This is a genomic window from Nostoc sp. EspVER01, from assembly GCF_034530635.1.
GTDB lineage: Bacteria > Cyanobacteriota > Cyanobacteriia > Cyanobacteriales > Nostocaceae > Nostoc.
Map to the genome: position 1 here is coordinate 78831 of NZ_JAVRCS010000008.1, position 19019 is coordinate 97849.

A 19019-nucleotide genomic window follows, 5' to 3' on the forward strand; every position below is an offset into this window, starting at 1 on the left:
TTCATAGCAGCCTACTACTGCAACCAGTAAAGATATAACCCGGATTTCTCACCACACCTCTTAAAGCCTGCGCAAGTGCCGGGGAGAAGTAATGAGTAAGAAGTAAGAAGTTTTTACTCATTACTCATTACTCATTACTCATTACTTCTCCTTTCCTCCATCAAACGCCTTGAGCTTGTGAGAAATGCGGGATAAGGACATGACATTACTCTTGGCTTAATTTTGATGCCAAATCATCAATACATCTAGTGCTTGTCAAATCTTCAAACTTAACAGCAAAGACCTGCTCCAATCAGGTGTGGTTCAGTTATCTCTTCCCACTCGTTATTACTTTGCCTTGTTTTCTCGGCGTTGCTGAATGAAAGTGTGAAATTTAAAAATTCAATATTTGAAACTGTTTCCTTTACACCTTTGGGGGAAACCAAATTCATACTCTTAATCAGCAACACGGTTTTCTGATGGGAAAGTGACGAGGTTATTTTTTACCCACTAAGTTCAGGAGAACCTTACTAATGGCAATTATCAACGGTACCAATTTTAATGACAACAATACCATCAACGGTTCCCCATTTATCTTTCGCCCTGCCCTAAATGGGGGTGCTGGCAGCGATATCCTTAACGGCAATGGCGGCGACGATATCTTAAATGGCGGTGCTGGCAGCGATATCCTTAACGGAAATGCCGGCGACGATAGCCTAAATGGCGATGCTGGCAGCGATATCCTCAACGGTAATCTCGGCAGCGATACCCTTAACGGTAATGCTGGCAGTGATATCCTAAATGGTAATCTCGGCAGCGATCTCCTCACTGGCGGGGCTGGCAACGATACCCTAAATGGCGGTGCTGGCAGCGATATCCTCACTGGCGGTGCTGGGACTGATTCTCTTACTGGCGGTGCTGGCAACGATATTTTCGATTTCAATTCAGTTTCAGATAGTCCTCCTGGTTTGTCACGCGATGTGATCACTGACTTCGTTGGAAACGGTATCTTTGTAGGCGATCAAATCGATCTATCTACCATTGATGCTAACTCCAGTGTAGCGGGCAACCAAGCCTTCACTTTCATCGGGGCTGGCGTATTCTCAGCAGCCCGTCAGGTTCGTTATTCAGGAGGTATTCTTCAAGCTAACACTGATGGGGATCTGTCGGCTGAGTTTGAGATTGGACTGACAGGAGCACCATCACTAGTGGCAAGCGACATTATCCTCTAATCTAATAGACCTTTTGCAAAAGCGCTGAACACCCTACTTCTAAGAGCAAGCGCTTAGGAGTGGGGTTCTTATTTATGATTTATGCAAGAAGTCTAATATTGAAGAATAATTTAGGTGCAAAGCAAAACATACTCCAATTGTGAGAAAATCCAGTAGGCTTTAACTTGTCAAGAATGATATTGCTATAGTCAAGCACAGTTAAATACTAACAAAGTTGCTCACATCAACTGCACCTAACAAAAGCACATCTCAAAAATAGAAAATTACCAATGCTTGCTAAGGTTCGAGCGTGCTGCGTATGCATGAGAAAATCTGTTAATACAATCGCAAAAGTTGTGATGATGCAACAATAGCCAAATTGTAACGCTAGGGGTGCGCGATGTCTACGGTGTCACTGAGCGCAGCCGTACCCCTCCGGGGAAGCAAGCTACGCGCAGCGTCTCGTAGAGAAGTGCGGGCTACGCCTACGCACTGGTCAACAAGGGAATGACACTAAGTTCAAATACAGCCTTGATCCTGTAAGGCTCTGCCTCCAGTGGCTTGAGCATAGGCAGCAGTCCTCTCGAAATACATTTTGAGTCTTAAGACTGGAAACGAATTCAAGTTACACAAATCTTTAGGCTTTTCTTCGTCTCATGCATCTAACAAAGCTTTTAACTTATTGGCAATTATTTGTTATATATAACTACAGAAACCACTAAACAAATACCAATATGCAAAACCAACTCTATCTGTACAAAGGTTTTCGATTTTATTCTGACCAGAGAATAAAAGAAAGTTAATTATTCTTTTTTCTATTTATCCAAAAGTCTGCTGGAGAGTAATACTATAGTATTGTTATTATGAATACAGTGCCAATGTCCTAAAATCTATATAATTACGTAGAAAAAATCTACTTATACCTTAGTATTTTCCAACTAAAACAACTGAAAACATAAGGTACAAGGATATCAAATGATTTTTGGTACGATTTTGATGTAAACCTCATTAAATACATCTAGTACTTCTTAAATATTCTCAAATATTCTCAAATATTCAAACTTAATAGTAAAGACCTGTACCAATCAGGTTTGTTCAAGAATATATTGCCATTCTTGATGTTTTGACCTGGTTTTGTCGGCATTACTGAATGAAACTATAAAATTCCCAAATTCCATGTTTGAAATTGTTTACTTTATGCATTTGAAGGAAATCAAATTCATACTCTTAATCAGCAATGCCGTTTTATAATGGGGAAGTAAAGACGTAATTTTTTTCTGATCTAAGTTTAGGAGAAACTCATCAATGGCAACTTCAATATCAATCTCTTACGGTAGCGGCAGTGTTAGTGCCAGCTCTAGTAGTCATAGCAGTAGCAGTAGTAGCAATAATGGTCAGAGCGAGAGCGATATCGCTAATGTTAGTGGTGGCAACAGTACCCTTGTAGGTGGTGGTGGTAACAGTATCCTTAACGCTGGTAGTGGCAATGATAGCCTCTTTGGTAATGCTGGCAACGATATTCTTAACGGTGCTGGTGGCAACGATAAGCTCGATGGCGGTACTGGCAACGATATCCTCGCTGGCGGTACTGGCAAAGATACTCTCATCGGCGGTGATGGGAATGATGTCCTGGCTGGCGGTAGTGGGAATGATATCCTCACTGGAGGATCGGGTAATGATGTTTTCAAGTACAACTCAATTTCTGATAGTCCACTTTCGTCACGTGACTTAATCACTGACTTTCGTGGAAACGGTAATTTGCCAGGCGATCGAATTGATCTATTTGATATCGATGCCAACTCGACTATTGGGGGCAATCAAGCTTTCACTTTCATTGGGAGTGCCCAATTCTCCGCACCCGGACAAATCCGTTATTCAGGAGGTATTCTCGAAGGTAGCACTGATGGGGATCGGTCGGCTGAGTTTCAAATTCGGCTTATAGGAGCACCACAAGTAGTGTCAAGTGACTTCATTCTTTAAATTTAATATTCCTGCCTTGAAAATAAGGCAGAATGCAGAAAGCACTAGAGAATGAAAACATCTCTTTACCAGTCCTCAGTCCCTAGTCACTATTTTCAAGGCAGATATAATTTTGAAGAATAACTCTAGTGCAAAGTTAGAGTCTCTTCATCTTTGCACCGGAATCAATATCAATATACTAAGCTATAAACATAGAAAGTCAGAGCCTCAGCTTGGGGCAATGACTTTTTTTCATATTTAAATTCGTCTTGCTATCCCTAAGTACTGCAAAGCGGAAGTAAAAAGAATAATTATATTCCAAGCTCTTATATTTGAAATGGTATGTTTTTTTACGCGATTCTATATTAGTATTTCCGGCACTATAGATACCTAACACACAAAAAGAATCATCCCTATTTTATACAAATGCTTAGATGAAGATTTATTCTAATTAGGGCTGACCAAAAGACACGGTGAAACATAGAGAATTACTCATATTCGATCGCACCGCCCAGGCATGAGAAAATCATCAGGTAATACAATCGCAACAGTTGCGATGATGGCACGGAAGGAAAAAAGATGTCGGATAATTTGAGAAGCCAAATTGTGACGCAAGGGGTGCAGCGATCGCCTAATCGAGCTATGCTGCGTGCAGTTGGTTTTAAAGATGAAGATTTCAACAAAGCCATTGTGGGCATTGCCAACGGCTACAGCACGATCACTCCCTGCAATATGGGGATAAATCAACTGGCGCAAAGAGCAGAGGTAGGGATTAAAACCGCCGGGGCGATGCCGCAAGTGTTCGGCACAATAACCATCAGCGACGGGATTTCGATGGGAACCGAAGGGATGAAATATTCCCTAGTGTCGCGGGAAGTGATTGCCGATTCCATTGAAACCGCTTGTACTGGACAAAGTATGGATGGTGTGCTGGCTATTGGCGGTTGTGATAAAAATATGCCAGGGGCAATGCTGGCAATGGCCCGGATGAATATCCCGGCTATCTTTGTTTACGGTGGGACAATTAAACCCGGTCACTATAACGGACGCGATTTAACTGTTGTCAGTTCTTTTGAAGCTGTTGGTCAATACAGTGCTGGAAAAATTGACGAAAAGGAATTATTAGAGGTTGAAGGTCGAGCTTGTCCGGGTGCTGGTTCTTGTGGGGGAATGTTCACAGCTAACACCATGTCTTCAGCATTTGAAGCGCTGGGGATGAGTTTACCATATTCTTCGACAATGGCGGCGGAAGATGCCGAAAAAGCCGACAGCACGGAGAAATCAGCATTCGTTTTAGTCGAAGCCATTCGTAAACAAATCTTGCCTCGTCAAATTATCACCCGCAAATCTATAGAGAATGCTATCTCTGTGATTATGGCAGTCGGTGGTTCGACCAATGCAGTACTACACTTTTTAGCGATCGCCCGTGCCGCTGAGGTAGATTTAACTATAGACGACTTTGAAACTATCCGCGCCCGCGTTCCCGTTTTGTGTGATTTGAAACCAAGTGGAAAGTATGTTGCTACAGATTTGCACAAAGCTGGCGGCATTCCGCAAGTAATGAAGATGTTACTTGTGCATGATTTATTACACGGTGATAGCCTCACCATCAGCGGTCAAACCATTGCAGAGATATTAGCAGACATCCCAGAAGAACCATCTGCCAATCAAGATGTGATTCGTCCTTGGAATAACCCGATGTATCCTCAAGGACATTTAGCCATCCTCAGAGGTAATTTGGCAACGGAAGGGGCTGTCGCCAAAATTACTGGGGTGAAAAAACCAGTAATTACCGGCCCCGCACGGGTGTTTGAATCCGAAGAAGCCTCTTTAGATGCAATTTTGGCTGGTAAGATTCAAGCTGGTGATATTCTCATAATCCGCTACGAAGGGCCTAAAGGCGGCCCTGGAATGCGAGAAATGTTGGCTCCCACTTCAGCAATTATCGGTGCAGGTTTGGGTGATGCGGTGGGATTAATTACCGACGGACGTTTTTCTGGCGGTACTTACGGCATGGTGGTTGGTCATGTTGCACCAGAAGCAGCAGTTGGTGGGGCGATCGCTCTTGTAGAAGAAGGCGATAGTATTACTATTGATGCACCGGCTCGTTTATTGCAGTTGAATATATCTGAAGAAGAACTGGCCCGTCGTCGTGCCAATTGGCAACCTCCGGCTCCGCGTTACACTAAAGGCGTGTTGGCGAAATATGCCAAATTGGTATCTTCTAGCAGTATTGGTGCTGTGACAGATTTGGACTTGTTTTAGTTAACTTAACAACTGTGGCGCAAGTTTGCCTACCTTTAACAAGGGGCTTCCGCCCCTTGTCTGGTTATTTGAGATAGTCGCTGGATTTATGCCGTCCTGTAATAGTTTGATCTAGCGATCGCTTCTAAAGAAGTTGCAAGGACAAACTCGTAACTTACTTTGCGATCGCAAGCGTGGTAAAACAAATTGCTGTATCGAAACAACTTGTCAGATGAAATACTGTTGATTGCCTCTAAGTTTTGAAGCTATTGAAGAGTGATGTTCTGTGTTTATACCAGATTTTTGCCTTAATTTCGTGAGTTTTTGGAAAAATCTTGAAAAAGTTTCAGGAAATTTACATAGAAGAAGTGATGTCAATCGATATACTACAGAAATATTATTGACCATCAACTGCTGAAAAACCTAAAAGGGCACAAAATGAGTTCTGAATCTAACGTCAAACTGAGGCTCACTCTTTCTAATCCAGACTTAGATGCAGAGGAGCAAGAACGAGAAGCACGGAATCTGCTGCGAGAAATCAAAGACTTAGATGTTGAAAGTGCTGAACTAGTAGCAGCTACAGAAATACCTGAAGGAGCCAAGTCTGTTGGCGGTTTTCTGGTAGGGGTGTTGCAGGCAGAGGTGAGCCTTGCCAATTTTAAGAAATTGCTGGGATTTTTGGGCGATCGCTTGGGTAACAAAACTATTGAATTGGAAGTTGAGGCTAACGGCAAAAAACTTAAGGTGAAAGCTAGCAGTCAGGAAGAGTTAAATGCCGCTATTGAACAAGCGCAAAAGTTTATCGCAGGTAACTAAGAAATCCCAGCACTAAGGAAGAATAAAGAGATGGCGAAAGTAGCACTGCTAATAGGAGTCAGTGAGTATGAGCCTGGTCTTACTCCATTGCCAGCAGCAGCAAAAGATGTTGACGCAATGCAGCAAGTTTTGCTGCACCCAGAGATTGGCGGTTTTGATGAGGTAAAAGTGCTGCTGAATCCTCAACAACATGAGATGGCGGTCGCGATCGAAATCTTGTTTGACGATCGTCAAAAAGATGACCTTGTGCTGCTATTTTTCTCTGGTCACGGCATTAAAGACGAGGACGGCAAGCTTTACTTTGCAGCTCATAACACACGCAAAATCGGCAAGGGAGTACCAGCTAGGGCAACAACAGTGCCAGCTAGCTTTGTGCATGATGTAATGAACAAGAGCCGTTCCAAACGTGAGGTAGTGATTCTCGATTGTTGCTTTAGTGGCGCGTTTGCCGAGGGTATGTCCATCCTGAACTCAAATATCGTAGAGACGTTGAGTATTGGGTAGAGGGTGGTAACGGCAAAATTTCTGTTACTGGTCGCGCTGCATTAGACGCACGACAAGAGACGCTAAAACTATCACCTGAAGATGCAGTTGCAATTGAAACTCAGGTTTTAACACCTATCAAAGACAAAAAGAGAAAATTACAGCGATATGAGCTAGCGTTCCGTGACGAGATTAAACAAGGGTTTCCTCTCAGCGAGAGAGCTGCGGCGGATTTGAAACGTCTTCAACAAACGTTAGGACTTAGAGATGAAGATATAGCCCTAGTTGAAGCTCCAATAATTGCTGAACAGCCACTTACCCCGCCTCCGGTAATTGTCAATCCTTCACCTCCCGAACCTAGAAAATTTAACTATATAGTAGCTTCCATTCTCGGAGTAATCGGAGTAATTTTTGGTGGTACTGTAGTCTACTTTTCTAGGGGTAAAGATGACCCTCAACCTGTAGTTTCATCTATAGTAAATTCCTGTGTAAAAGAGGGGTATGCTTTGGGTGACAGAATTAGTTTGGGTGAAGAAATTTTATTAAAACAAGATACGAACTCAGATAAAGAAGCTGGAGTGAAAGCATTTTTAAATGGTGATTGTCAGACTGCTATTAATAAGTTTAATTCATACCGTCAAGCGAATCTTACTAATAGAACAGACCCAGAAGCATTGATTTACTTGAATAATGCTAAAGCTCGTCAGAAAGGAGATCGGCTCAAAATTGCTGTGAGCGTACCTATCGGGACAAATCCAAATGTAGCAAAAGAGATACTGCGCGGTGTGGCTCAAGCTCAAGATGAGGTGAATAGCAGTGGTGGCATCAATAGCGAAGCTTTGGAGGTAGCGATCGCTAATGATGATAATGATCCAAGTGAATCTGCACAGCTTGCCACTCGGTTTGGCAAAGATACCAACATCTTAGCTGTCGTGGGACATAATTCCAGTAATGCTTCTCTCTCCGCAGCCCCAGTCTATCAAAAAGACGGGTTAGTGATGATCTCTCCCACCAGTTATGCCCAAAACCTTGACAGGGTTGGCAATTATATCTTCCGCACTGCTCCTAGTGTTAAATCCATAGCAGATAGCGTCTCTAATTACGCCATTAAAATAGCGGGTAAAACCAATTTTCTTATCTGTGTTGATTACCAAGGGATAGATAATCAGTCGTTTAACGATGAGTTTGTTAAAGCGATAAAAGCTGCTGGCGGTCAGATTAATTCTACAGAGTGCAATATTTCTGCCCGTGACTTTAACCCTAGTGTTGTCATTTCTCAAGCTGTACGTAGCGGTGCTAATGCCTTAGTGTTAGGTCTTTATATAGACAAAATAAAGCAAGGTCTAGCGGTGGCACAATCTAATCAAGGGCAGTTGACTGTATTTGGTAGTCCTACACTTTTCACTAACGAAACCTTAAAGGAGGGCAGAGGTATCAACGGACTGATAATCTCTGCACCTTGGTATCCCGCAGCATTTCCTAATAACATCTTTCCGCAAAAAGCCCAAAAACTTTGGGGTGCAACTGTCAATTGGCGAACAGCTACGGCTTATGATGCAACCTTGGCGATCATCGCAGGTTTACAACGAACCAACACCAATAGACGCGATGAATTACAAAAGGCGTTGCATAGTCCAAGTTTTTCAGTCGATGGTGCGACAGGAAAGATTCAGTTTTCAGAATCAGGCGATCGCAAAGACAATCCCATCTTTCTAGTCAAAGTTCAACAAATACCTGGCACTGATAAATATGAATTTGTGCGGATTCAACCTTAGTTGTGAAGCTTTACTTAATAGCGATCGCACTTGTTTCTTATAACTTTTTAAAATAGCGATCGCACTCAGTTTATTGTGAGTTTACAAAATAGCGATTACATCTACTTTTTAATTTACACTTCAAACAAATATACTATTCTTAAATCATTTATGAAAATTTAGATCCCCGACTTCTCAAAGAAGTCGGGGATCTAGACACCAATTCAATAGTTTGTTTGCTAAAATCCCTCACAAAATATCTGGATTTTCACCCAACTCTCTCAATCTAGCTGCTAAACGAGCCGCTTTTGCAGCAGCAGCTTCGGCTTGTGCAACTGCGGCTTGTGTTTGTGCAACAGCAGCTTCTTCTGGTAACAAAACCAAATTGCCAGCTACATCGTAAAACCGCAACCATACCGCCGTTTCTCTGTCTATTGTTCCTTCATACGTTCCCAACCATAAACCTAACTTTTGACACCACAACCAACCACGCTCATTCGGTATCAAAGATTGATATTGCTGATTATGATCTAAATGCCACCCTTGCAAAGAAGTGGGGTCAAAGGGGTCATAGACAAAATAATCTGAAGTATGAAAAGTTTGTTCGTAAAGGTTTTTCTTAACAGTCTGATCTATTTTGACTGTAGATGGTGACATTAATTCTACAATCACATCAGGATAACGACCGTTTTCTTCCCACACTACCCAACCTTGACGAGAATTAGTCCCATCCACATTCAGGACAGCAAAGAAATCGGGGCCACGGAAATCCTGATTACGTACTTGGGCGCTGCTGTAATAAATAAACATATTGCCACCAGTAAAAAAATCATTCCGGTCAGCCCAAGCTTGCTGCAATGACCGAATCAACACATTCATGGCAATACGGTGGCGATTTGATTCTAAGGGTTCTCCGTCATCAAAAATTAAATCTGTAGGCGGTGTGGGGTGTTCCCAGTCTAGAATGGCTCTTGGGTTGTTTTCGGTAGTCATGAGCGATCGCCTTTCTGAGAAAGCCTTAGATTTCTATCATAAATTATTCTTCACCCAATCTCTAAAATTACGTTTCATTAAAACCGTGACTAAATCTTGACATGATTCCCAAAAATTCACCCAAATCTGACCATATAAGCCAATATAAAAACTGCTATGCTGCCTGGCTGTGCGCCCATATTCTTTAACACGACCAACATGTTTTTGGACACCTTGACGTTTAATGTTTTGTCCAGAGATTGTGGCAGAAGTGTCGGCGATCGCTATCAATAAAATTAAACTTATTAATCGATTATTACATACATTAGTATCCTCGAAATTATAGCCACCTTTTTTGAAATCACGGAACATTTATTCAATATCAAACCTTCGTTTATAGGCAGCGTTCGCTAATTCTAAATTTTCCCGATTTGTTAAAATAAACCTTAATCACTTGCAGCACGTTAATCAAAATTTGCAGAAAGAGATATTCGGCACTAGTCAGTTGACTTTTGAGATGTGTTTGGGAAATATTTAGGTAACATTATCAATAGATATAGCAGTCCTAAATCATTTGTGAAAGTTATATATCTCTTTCTTCTTTCTTCCCTTTACGCCCTTCTCTGACGAGACGCTGCGCGAAAGCGTACTTTGCGGTTCGTTTTCTTATTTATAATTTTTCACAAATCAAATAGGATTGCTATAGGTCTTCTTGAAAAAACTAGACGTATTTTTTTCTAGCATAAATTGTTACATTCTTGATTTAGTAAGCTTTTTAGCTTATTTTGTCGCCCCGTCAGGGTCTCGTAGAGAAGTGCAGACTACATTTACAATCAAATTTTTTACGATTATTTTGCTTGCTAGAAAATTTTTGATGCACAAATTAAGAGCTTCTTGTTTTTGAGCATCATAAATTATGATTTTGCACTTTATTTATGGACAAGATCGCCAGTTTTTAAGTTAATCTGAATGATTTGATTTTAACTATAAGTCCCTGCTCTATCACTTGTTACCGTAATAGGTTCTGACTCTATATCCTCTATCTTATTAAACTCTCCAGCCCGCCAGCTATCTGTTATATCCTTGATAAAACTGGCAATCGGGATCGCAATTAACAAACCCAGTACTCCTCCCAACTTTGCGCCTAGCAATAAAGAAATCACCACCCACACAGGATTTAAGCCAGTCAAATTGCTGAGAATTCGAGGTGCAATAATATTAGAATTAACTTGGTCGATCGCAACAGCTACACCTAAGACTTCCACCCCTAACCAAAAATTTTGCAGCGCTACCAACAAACTTACTATGGCAATACCTACCCCCGTACCAAAGGGGAAGAGTGAAAATAAGCCAATACCAATACCAAACAATAGAGCTAAGGGAACTTGCAGCGCCAAAAACACTAGTGTAATTGTCACCCCTAACACAGCTCCCAATGTTGCTTGACCGATGAAGTAATTGTGGAAATCCTCTCGCAGTAATTCCCGTAATCTTGACCCAATATTAGGGGGAAACCACTGAAAAACTCCGTCCCAAAGACGTTCACCATTCAATATTAAGTAGATAGTCAGCACTACTGCCAGCAGCACATTGAGGACAATACCAATGGTATCGACAGCAAAACCAAGAATTCTACCAGTGAAGGACTGAAGTTGGTTAGATAATCGTTCTAGAACTTGGGTAAATAAACCACTTAAATTAATTGGAAGTTGCTGTTGACTTAACGCCCAATCTTGAAAAGCTTGCAGTTGCTGAGTACCAGAATCAATCCAACTGGGCAAAATATTCGCCAGTTCAACCAGCTGTTGAATAATCAAGGGAACCAAAGTAATGCCTAAAGCTACTAAAACCACCAGAGTCAAAAGCAACACTCCCCCGATCGCTAAGTTGGGTTTGACTCCTTGTTCCTGAAGAAACTGGATTGGATAGTTCAAGACAAAAGCTAGTAGGATGGCGGCGGCGATAATGCTAACTAAGGGTTGAAAATACTGTATAACCTGGAGCAATAGCCAGCCGTTGAGAATGGCAATGGGAAATGCCAATCCTATAGTTAACCATCGCGGCAGTTTGTTTGCTGATTGCATTAGTGATGACCCCATAAGAGTTCGTTCTAACTTTATTTTGGCTTCTTGAGATGTGGGGAGTAGGGGATGAGGGAGATCAGAGAGTAGGGGAAGAAGAATTAATAATCAATCCCCAATGACAAATGACTAATCCCCAAATTATGTTGGATTTTTCTCAATAAAATCCAACATAATTTTTTGATGCATTGCCCCTAAAGGTCGCACTTCGCCAGCATTTTGTGAATAACAGTTACCTTGACGAATATCTTCTGGTGTAAATAACGCCATATCCCAGCCTTCATTCAGAACCAGTTGATTTAATTCCACCAAGAGTGGTGCATGAAAGACATGACGAACAACTCTTTCGTTGGGATAACAGCCAAATTCAAGAAAGGGTGGTAGTTTATAGCCGATTTCTTCTAAAATTTCTCGTTTTACCGCTACATCTGGCGTTTCACCAGGTTCGATGTGACCGCCAAACAGCGCCCAGTAACCAGGGTAGAGAATACCAGGGATGTTGTCACGCAGTTGCATGAGAAACTTGTTTTTCTGGTAGAGAATTGCGATCGCTACGTGCACCTGTTGATTATTCATGTCTTTATTTTTAATTGCTGATTATTCTTCTTCTAGATAAACTTCCCCCAATTCTTTGCCAGCTAAGGGAATACTTCGGTAGCGAACTTTACCCTTAATTACAACTTCTGAACCTTCACCCAGATTTTTTTGATTGGTGACTACCCAAATTTTGCCCGTTGAGTCCTTAATTTTATAAGCCCACTGTTTGATCAGGGGAGCTTGCTTTTCTACCTGACCTTGGATGTAAACTATAGCCTGATTGTCTTGTTTTGGTTTAATCTCTCCAATTGGAGTAACATTTTTACCAATTTTTAAGCCAGCACCAGGCAAACCAGGCGATGTCAAGTTACCACAACTACAAAGTCCTGTTATCAGGAAAAAAGTCAACCCTAAACGGTAAGGAACAATACTGTGCCCGTACAAGAACGAAAGGAAAAGATTTTTCGTTTGTCGCATTAAAGCCACCGATTTATTTATTTTGGGTATGGGGCATTGGCAAGAGACAAGGAAGACAAGAGAGAGGGGGGAGACAAGGAAGAAAATTGTTTAATAATTCTTCCTTGTCCCCTTGTTTTCCCCTGCTCCCTCATCTCCCCACTCCCACTCTCCCAATTCTTTATTCTTCAGATGATGCCGCTGATCTGAGAAAATAAACATTATGAATTTACTGTGAGAGAAACGCTACGACATCAAACAGCAACACAATAATAGTCGAAAGTCAAGAGTTAAGAATCAATATTTTCATTTTGGACTTTGGACAAAAAGCGAACATAGCTGGGGATTTTCATGGAAACAAAAACTGTCAAACTCCTTGATGGGAAAGCATTAGCAGCAAAAATTCAGCAAGAACTTTCTGTTGCGATTACACAATTACAACCAAAAATTGGACGACCTCCTGGTTTAGCAGTGTTGATGGTTGGTGATAACCCAGCATCAGCCGCTTATGTACGCAATAAAGAAAAAGCCTGCGCTAAAGTCGGGATCGCTTCTTTTGGTAAGCATTTTCCTGCCGAAACCACCCTTGAGGAGTTAGAAGAGGTAATTGCTGCACTCAACCACGACAAAAGAGTGGATGGCATTCTTGTGCAATTGCCCTTACCTAACCACCTGGATGCTGTAACTCTGCTACATCAAATTGATCCCGATAAAGATGCTGATGGACTGCACCCAGTTAACTTGGGGCGACTAGTACGGGGAGAAAACGGTTTACGTAGCTGCACCCCGGCTGGTGTGATGCGCCTTTTACAAGAATATGAGATTCCTTTGCAAGGAAAACAAGCAGTAGTGGTGGGGCGCAGTATTTTGGTGGGTAAACCGATGGCACTGATGTTATTAGAAGCTGATGCCACAGTCACGATCGCTCACTCGCGATCGCATGACCTCAAAACCATCACCCAAAATGCTGATATTCTAATTGCAGCAGTAGGTCGTCCCGGATTGATCTCTGCTGATATGGTGAAACCGGGCGCTGTTGTGGTAGATGTGGGGATGAATCGCGTCACCGATGCTAATGGCAAAAGTCGTCTCATTGGCGATGTCCATTTTGAATCAACCGCTGATGTAGCAGGATTTATCACCCCAGTTCCTGGTGGTGTTGGCCCGATGACTGTTGCCATATTGTTGGAAAATACATTTGCTAGCTATTCCAGAGCGGCAAAAGAAGAAAGAGAGTGAAGAGTTAAAAACTATTCTTAATAACTCTTAACTTCCAAATCCTGTACAGACGCGATTAATCGCGTCTCTGCTCCTAACTCTTCATTTTTTTCAGCCCCACAGCACCTTAAAATTGTGACGTATAAGGCAAAAATCGCAAAATGTCAGGAATTAAAGAATGGTAGCAACTGATAACGTCCAAAAGACACCACCAGAGGAAGCCACATTTAACTTAGCAGGCTATCTAAAAGAGCGACAAAAGCTTTGTGATAATGCTTTGGATCGGGCTATCCCAGTCATTTATCCAGAAAAGATTTATGAGGCGATGCGCTACTCGTTATTAGCTGGAGGTAAGCGTATACGTCCCATTCTTTGCCTTGCCACCTGTGAAATGATGGGTGGAACCATTGAGATGGCCATGCCAACAGCTTGTGCTGTGGAGATGATCCACACAATGTCGTTGATTCATGACGACCTCCCGGCAATGGATAATGACGATTACCGTCGTGGCAAACTGACAAATCATAAAGTCTATGGTGAAGATGTAGCGATTTTGGCTGGGGATGGCTTGTTAGCTCTTGCTTTTGAGTCTGTTGCCATTCAAACCCCCCAAAGCGTTAAGAGAGAGGTCGTCTTGCAGGTTATTGCCCGTCTTGGTCGGGCGTTGGGGGCAGCTGGTTTAGTCGGCGGTCAAGTTGTCGATTTAGAGTCGGAAGGTAAATCTGATATTTCCTTAGAAACCCTAAATTTCATTCATAAACACAAAACAGCCGCACTTTTGGAAGCTTGCGTAGTTTGTGGCGGACTGATTGCTAATGCATCACCTGAAGATGTACAGCGACTAACCCGTTATGCTCAAAATATTGGGCTAGCATTCCAAATCATCGATGATATTTTGGATATCACTTCTACCCAAGAGCAATTAGGTAAAACAGCTGGCAAAGACCAAAGAGCTAATAAAGTTACCTATCCCAGCCTTTGGGGACTTGAGGAATCGCGCTCAAAAGCCCAAGAGCTAGTTAAAGAAGCTTGTGTAGAATTAGAACCATTTGGAGACAAAGCTAAACCACTCCAAGCGATCGCTCATTTTATTACCAGCCGTAATAACTAGTAACGCTTTGGGTAATTCGTAATACTTCTCTACGAGAGGCTACGCTCAATACAAGTTCGTAATTCGTAATTCGTAATTCCTGTACCGCAAGCGTTTTATTGATTGGGAATGGGTAGTTTATTTACACCATACTGTACTACTACTGCCCAGCGAAATTAAAAATTCACTGATTCAAAATTACAAAAGCTTATCAAGTAAGCTTTGAGGTTATTTTGAATCGCTGGTCTTTTTCTAACCTGATAGATCAATTTGGGATTTTGGGTTGAATCTAAATGTTTCCTCAACCAACAACTGCTGCTAATATTTACTAACCTAACCAAAATAACATGCAGGACATAGGCAACATTTTAGACAACCGGGTGCTGCTGGTTGCTCTGGTAGCTTGTTTAATTGCTCAAGCATTAAAGCTCGTAGTTGAGATCGTCAAACATCGCAAATTGAATGTGCGTGTTTTGGTGACAACCGGAGGTATGCCCAGTGCCCATTCGGCTCTGGTTACGGCTCTAGCCGCTGGTGTAGGGCAAACACTGGGTTGGGCATCTCCTGATTTTGCCGTTGCGATCGTTTTTGCCATCATTGTCATGTATGATGCAGCTGGAGTTCGCCAAGCGGCTGGTAAGCAAGCTCGTATTCTCAATCAAATGATTGATGAATTATTCCATGAAAAACCAGACTTTAGCCAAGACCGTCTGAAAGAATTACTCGGACATACACCAGTTCAGGTAATCGCTGGATCGGCTTTGGGTATAACCATCTATTGGTTAGCTAGGTCTGCTTATTAAACTAGGGCAATAAATCTTTGTTTGAGGAGATATTGATAATTAGTAACTGGTAATTTGTCAATCAATTTTGGATTTTAGATTTACCCCGTAAATAAATTCAGGGGATTAAGGATGAAAGGATTTGTTCCAAATAACTTGCTTCTCGCAGAACGAGTATAAATATATTCGCTGAAAATCCTTTGAAATTTTGAATTTAAAATCCCAAATTAGGTCAATTGACAAATTACCACTCTGGTAGATCGCATCAAGATACCAGTGAACTTAATATCACTAAAACCGCACAGTCGAACGCAGCAGAATCACCTTACGACTATCTACTAGGCTGGCAACAAAACCGCCATTGTTTAGCTTTTGCAATGTATTATACGCTTCAGTTTGGTTAGTGGTATAAACTGCTAGCAAGTAAGGGCGTTGTCCATAAGAAACAAAACCGACGTTACCTCCCACCACTTGCTGCACACTATTTACTAGTTCTGGACGGTTGTAATAATCTACCAGCACTGCATAACCTTCTCCTAAAGCTTGAGGATTATAACTGACTGTCTGCTGAGGTGGTTTGGGTTTGGGCTGTGACTGTGGCTGCGCATCTGCCGTTGTCGTCGGTCGAGTTGTAATTATGGCAGATAAGCCAACAATATTGCTGACATATCTTGCCCAACGATTGGCATCGTCAATTTTATTAAAACCCCCGACTCGCGTCACAGTTTCGTTGAGATATTTGCAGGTAATAGTTTTAAGTTCGGGTGGTAAGGCGCTACGTAACTGCTTTTGATTATTTGCTGTGGGACTGACTACTAATAAAAGATACTCACCCGCATTTGGTGGTTGACAAGAGGGAATGGTTTTTTGAGCAAGTACAGAACTCATACCACCAATCAACCCTACAATCGCTAATCCTAAAACACTTGGTAAATTCTGAAATCTATGCACAAAAGTTAGATTATGTAAATTAAGGTGTCCTAGAAGATTTTATAAGAAAAAAGCTGAAAACCTAGCTACTTCAGTATGGTGATGAAATATGTGTCAAAAAATATATTTTGTTACTCAAAAATAAAATTAGGGTGTGGGGAAGAGGCAGAGGGGCAGGGGAGCAAGAGGGACAAGGGAGACAGGGGGACAAGGGAGACAAGAGGGAATTATTGAACAAGTCTCTTCCTTGTCTCCCCCATCTTCCTTGTCTTTTCTCCATGCCCAATGTCTAATGCCCTATGCCTAAGATACGGTAACTAACGATGCTAAAGCATCTGGTATTGCCTCAGAAGGAGCCTGGAATTCGCCAGTGATGACGTACTCTAAACGCAGTTTTAACCAAGTAATAAATTGAGGATTTGTAGAAATAATTGCGACTGCTGGTTGGGGACACTTTGCCTTTAGCTCTTTAAACTGCGGTGCTTCTAAGAAAGCTGGTTGCTCAACTAACCAAAAATCGATTTGTTTTTCTTGTTCGTGGTAGTTACGGGTGCGTTCTTTGAGAACTTCGTGTATCGGTTCTTCTTCGAGAAGAAAGCGGTGACTTGCCAAAACGTAATGGTATGTTTGCATTTTCATCCTTTGGTTGCTATGTGAATAATTTCAGGGCACAGTGACTCTGTACCCTGACAAACTAACTTTTGTGGGATTTCTTGAACCAAGAACTGAATGGACAAGCACTTTTCTGGTTTTCAGATTTTGTCTGTTTGCCACCAGATGTTAGCTTTTCCAAGAACAGATTATTGTCGAAGTAGTGTTCTAAGGAAATAACCTTCAAGTCATCGGTAACTTTTGCAATGCTCATACCGATAATTTCTATTGTCTCTCCAGTAGGCGCATGGCCTTTATATTCTCCGTTAAAATGTCCCCAATGCCGCCATTTAAATGTGACATTTGGGGGCCCTGAGAAAACTTCCAGAACTTCCCAAGGAAATCCTTGGGGAAATGTTGTGTGGAAGACTTTTGCGGATGATTCAAAGGTTTCTTCTGAAGCTTTGTAATATTCTGAATCAGCCATAAATAGATTGTAAGTACCTTGGGCTGATAAATCTGCTGCGGTATACTCTACTCCGCCATTGGTACTGACGCGAAAGTTGTCATTCACAATAGATAACCACTCTTGCGGGTTAGCTTTGAAGGATACCTCCATCTCAAAGGTTCTCACTAAGTTTTGCACGATCGCTTCCAGTGTTCCTTCAAGATGATTGTAGATACTTTCTTTAGCAAGATTCTCATTTGAACGGGAATAATCAGGCGGTGTCTGATAGCGCCACTCGACATCAGTGCTTTCTGCTATCACCTTATCTCTATTCTGTACCCAAAGTGGCAGGTTGTTAGACTCTGTTGCGCTCATAGAAGTTTTTGCTGAAGATTTGATCCCAATTTCTAGATTTCGCAGTGACAACCCCTCTTTTTATATTGGGAGCAGGGGAGCAGGGGAGCAGGGGGAGCAGGGGAAAAGGTTAAAGGTTGAAGGGAAAAGGAATAAATTTAATCTTTCCCCCTTTCCCCTTACCCCTTTCCCTTTCCCTATACCCAATGCCCAATGCCCAATGCCCTATTCCCCATTCCCCCTTATAGCTTGTTTCATCTCGCGGACTGCCCTTTCTATACCTACTAATGCTGCCCGACTGATGATGGTATGACCAATGTTCAGTTCTTCCATGCCTGGAAGCGCAGCCACCGGATAGACGTTCCAATAGGTGAGTCCATGACCAGCGTTAACTCGCAATCCGGCTTGAATCGCTTGTTGACACCCTTTAGCTAATATGGATAATTCTCGGTGTCGATTTGTTTCATCTTTAGCCTCAGCATATTGTCCGGTGTGCAATTCGATAAACTGCGCCTCTATCTTGACAGATGCTTCGATTTGTGCAGGTTCGGCATCGATAAATAAACTAACTGGAATGCTAGCGCTTTGCAATTTATCGACTATCTCACCTATTCTAGCAATTTGACCAATAATATCTAGTCCGCCTTCTGTTGTGACTTCTTCGCGCTTTTCGGGGACTAAAGTTACGTAATCTGGTTTGATATCGAGAGCGATCGCTAGCATTTCGTCTGTAGCGGCCATTTCTAAATTAAGATGCGATCGCACTGTTTGCCGCAATATCCGCACATCCCGATCTTGGATATGTCGCCGATCTTCACGCAGATGCACCGTAATTCCATCTGCACCCGCTAATTCTGCCAGTACCGCCGCCGCTACCGGATCTGGTTCCACCGTCCGCCGCGCTTGCCGGATAGTGGCGATGTGGTCAATGTTAACGCCAAGTGTAGCCACCCCAAGTTTCTCCCAAATCCACAGTCTTCAGAACTTGATTTTACCGGAAATAGCGGTAGTTTTGCTGAAGGAGCTACAGATAGATTACACGCGTAAAATGCGATTCTTTAAAAGAAAACTGAGTTAGCAAAAGCTTATTCTTGGGCAAACTACTTTAAATAAG

The 19019-nt window shown here is 42.1% G+C and carries 17 protein-coding genes and 1 pseudogene; 9 read left to right on the top strand and 9 right to left on the bottom strand.

The genetic code is table 11. From position 1 onward, the window contains the following. Positions 1-512: 512 nt before the first annotated feature. The 6 genes from RMX69_RS09400 (at position 513) to RMX69_RS09425 (ending at position 8467) form a co-directional block, all read left to right on the top strand. The gene (locus RMX69_RS09400; protein ID WP_322637270.1) at positions 513-1211 is read left to right on the top strand and encodes a calcium-binding protein; all 699 of its coding nucleotides are present in this window, start codon (positions 513-515) and stop codon (positions 1209-1211) included. A 1284-nt stretch (positions 1212-2495) separates the two neighbouring features. Then, the gene (locus RMX69_RS09405) at positions 2496-3170 is read left to right on the top strand and encodes a calcium-binding protein (protein ID WP_289795404.1); all 675 of its coding nucleotides are present in this window, start codon (positions 2496-2498) and stop codon (positions 3168-3170) included. 558 nt (positions 3171-3728) lie between these two features. Further along, entirely contained in the window at positions 3729-5414 is a 1686-nt protein-coding gene (ilvD, locus tag RMX69_RS09410) for a dihydroxy-acid dehydratase (RefSeq protein ID WP_322637271.1), read from the top strand. 417 nt (positions 5415-5831) lie between these two features. Next, positions 5832-6209 carry a hypothetical protein gene (locus RMX69_RS09415; protein WP_322637272.1) on the top strand — a complete coding sequence of 126 codons (378 nt, stop codon included), beginning with the start codon at positions 5832-5834 and terminating at the stop codon, positions 6207-6209. 30 nt (positions 6210-6239) lie between these two features. Further along, a complete protein-coding gene (locus RMX69_RS09420) occupies positions 6240-6713 on the top strand; it encodes a caspase family protein (protein WP_322637273.1) in 474 nt (157 codons plus the stop codon). A gap of 212 nt (positions 6714-6925) precedes the next feature. Beyond that, positions 6926-8467, top strand: coding sequence for an ABC transporter substrate-binding protein (locus tag RMX69_RS09425; RefSeq protein ID WP_322637274.1), 1542 nt, complete (start codon positions 6926-6928; stop codon positions 8465-8467). A gap of 228 nt (positions 8468-8695) precedes the next feature. On the opposite strand, the gene RMX69_RS09430 is transcribed toward RMX69_RS09425, so the two are convergent. From RMX69_RS09430 to RMX69_RS09450, 5 genes and pseudogenes are all read right to left on the bottom strand, one after another. Continuing rightward, the gene (locus RMX69_RS09430) at positions 8696-9439 is read right to left on the bottom strand and encodes a Uma2 family endonuclease (RefSeq protein ID WP_322637275.1); all 744 of its coding nucleotides are present in this window, start codon (positions 9437-9439) and stop codon (positions 8696-8698) included. Between the two features lie 36 nt (positions 9440-9475). Next, positions 9476-9862: pseudogene (locus RMX69_RS09435) on the bottom strand (IS4 family transposase); the annotation flags it as partial. Between the two features lie 536 nt (positions 9863-10398). Further along, positions 10399-11502 carry an AI-2E family transporter gene (locus RMX69_RS09440; protein ID WP_289795408.1) on the bottom strand — a complete coding sequence of 368 codons (1104 nt, stop codon included), beginning with the start codon at positions 11500-11502 and terminating at the stop codon, positions 10399-10401. A 138-nt stretch (positions 11503-11640) separates the two neighbouring features. Beyond that, positions 11641-12075, bottom strand: a complete 435-nt coding sequence (locus tag RMX69_RS09445) for an NUDIX hydrolase (RefSeq protein ID WP_289795409.1) — start codon at positions 12073-12075, stop codon at positions 11641-11643. A gap of 21 nt (positions 12076-12096) precedes the next feature. Continuing rightward, entirely contained in the window at positions 12097-12513 is a 417-nt protein-coding gene (locus RMX69_RS09450) for a hypothetical protein (protein ID WP_289795410.1), read from the bottom strand. A 330-nt stretch (positions 12514-12843) separates the two neighbouring features. On the opposite strand from RMX69_RS09450, the gene folD reads away from it, so the two are divergent. The 3 genes from folD to RMX69_RS09465 all read left to right on the top strand — a co-directional run bounded on the left by folD (position 12844) and on the right by RMX69_RS09465 (position 15603). Beyond that, a complete protein-coding gene (gene folD, locus RMX69_RS09455; protein WP_322637276.1) occupies positions 12844-13731 on the top strand; it encodes a bifunctional methylenetetrahydrofolate dehydrogenase/methenyltetrahydrofolate cyclohydrolase FolD in 888 nt (295 codons plus the stop codon). A gap of 157 nt (positions 13732-13888) precedes the next feature. Continuing rightward, entirely contained in the window at positions 13889-14821 is a 933-nt protein-coding gene (gene crtE, locus RMX69_RS09460) for a geranylgeranyl diphosphate synthase CrtE (RefSeq protein WP_289795412.1), read from the top strand. A gap of 326 nt (positions 14822-15147) precedes the next feature. Further along, positions 15148-15603 carry a divergent PAP2 family protein gene (locus tag RMX69_RS09465; RefSeq protein WP_094350479.1) on the top strand — a complete coding sequence of 152 codons (456 nt, stop codon included), beginning with the start codon at positions 15148-15150 and terminating at the stop codon, positions 15601-15603. A gap of 270 nt (positions 15604-15873) precedes the next feature. Here RMX69_RS09465 and RMX69_RS09470 read toward each other — a convergent pair whose 3' ends face one another. The 4 genes from RMX69_RS09470 to RMX69_RS09485 all read right to left on the bottom strand — a co-directional run bounded on the left by RMX69_RS09470 (position 15874) and on the right by RMX69_RS09485 (position 18856). Beyond that, positions 15874-16533: a hypothetical protein gene (locus tag RMX69_RS09470; RefSeq protein WP_289795413.1), complete on the bottom strand. Its 660-nt coding sequence runs from the start codon at positions 16531-16533 to the stop codon at positions 15874-15876. Between the two features lie 282 nt (positions 16534-16815). Then, complete coding sequence (locus RMX69_RS09475; RefSeq protein WP_289799903.1) at positions 16816-17145, bottom strand: MgPME-cyclase complex family protein; 330 nt, start codon at positions 17143-17145, stop codon at positions 16816-16818. A 61-nt stretch (positions 17146-17206) separates the two neighbouring features. Further along, on the bottom strand, positions 17207-17926 hold the full coding sequence (locus tag RMX69_RS09480) for a SnoaL-like polyketide cyclase (protein ID WP_322637277.1): 720 nt from the start codon (positions 17924-17926) through the stop codon (positions 17207-17209). Between the two features lie 204 nt (positions 17927-18130). Next, positions 18131-18856 (bottom strand): pyridoxine 5'-phosphate synthase, encoded by a 726-nt coding sequence (locus tag RMX69_RS09485; protein WP_322637278.1) that lies wholly within the window; start codon positions 18854-18856, stop codon positions 18131-18133. Positions 18857-19019 lie beyond the last annotated feature (163 nt).

What these genes read in the sequence shown, in the direction of transcription:
- RMX69_RS09400 (WP_322637270.1), top strand. Translation starts at nt 513, where the DNA reads ATGGCAATTATCAACGGTACCAATTTTAATGACAACAATACCATCAAC.
- RMX69_RS09405 (WP_289795404.1), top strand. Translation starts at nt 2,496, where the DNA reads ATGGCAACTTCAATATCAATCTCTTACGGTAGCGGCAGTGTTAGTGCC.
- ilvD (WP_322637271.1), top strand. Translation starts at nt 3,729, where the DNA reads ATGTCGGATAATTTGAGAAGCCAAATTGTGACGCAAGGGGTGCAGCGA.
- RMX69_RS09415 (WP_322637272.1), top strand. Translation starts at nt 5,832, where the DNA reads ATGAGTTCTGAATCTAACGTCAAACTGAGGCTCACTCTTTCTAATCCA.
- RMX69_RS09420 (WP_322637273.1), top strand. Translation starts at nt 6,240, where the DNA reads ATGGCGAAAGTAGCACTGCTAATAGGAGTCAGTGAGTATGAGCCTGGT.
- RMX69_RS09430 (WP_322637275.1), bottom strand. Translation starts at nt 9,439, where the DNA reads ATGACTACCGAAAACAACCCAAGAGCCATTCTAGACTGGGAACACCCC.
- RMX69_RS09440 (WP_289795408.1), bottom strand. Translation starts at nt 11,502, where the DNA reads ATGCAATCAGCAAACAAACTGCCGCGATGGTTAACTATAGGATTGGCA.
- RMX69_RS09445 (WP_289795409.1), bottom strand. Translation starts at nt 12,075, where the DNA reads ATGAATAATCAACAGGTGCACGTAGCGATCGCAATTCTCTACCAGAAA.
- RMX69_RS09450 (WP_289795410.1), bottom strand. Translation starts at nt 12,513, where the DNA reads ATGCGACAAACGAAAAATCTTTTCCTTTCGTTCTTGTACGGGCACAGT.
- folD (WP_322637276.1), top strand. Translation starts at nt 12,844, where the DNA reads ATGGAAACAAAAACTGTCAAACTCCTTGATGGGAAAGCATTAGCAGCA.
- crtE (WP_289795412.1), top strand. Translation starts at nt 13,889, where the DNA reads ATGGTAGCAACTGATAACGTCCAAAAGACACCACCAGAGGAAGCCACA.
- RMX69_RS09465 (WP_094350479.1), top strand. Translation starts at nt 15,148, where the DNA reads ATGCAGGACATAGGCAACATTTTAGACAACCGGGTGCTGCTGGTTGCT.
- RMX69_RS09475 (WP_289799903.1), bottom strand. Translation starts at nt 17,145, where the DNA reads ATGCAAACATACCATTACGTTTTGGCAAGTCACCGCTTTCTTCTCGAA.
- RMX69_RS09480 (WP_322637277.1), bottom strand. Translation starts at nt 17,926, where the DNA reads ATGAGCGCAACAGAGTCTAACAACCTGCCACTTTGGGTACAGAATAGA.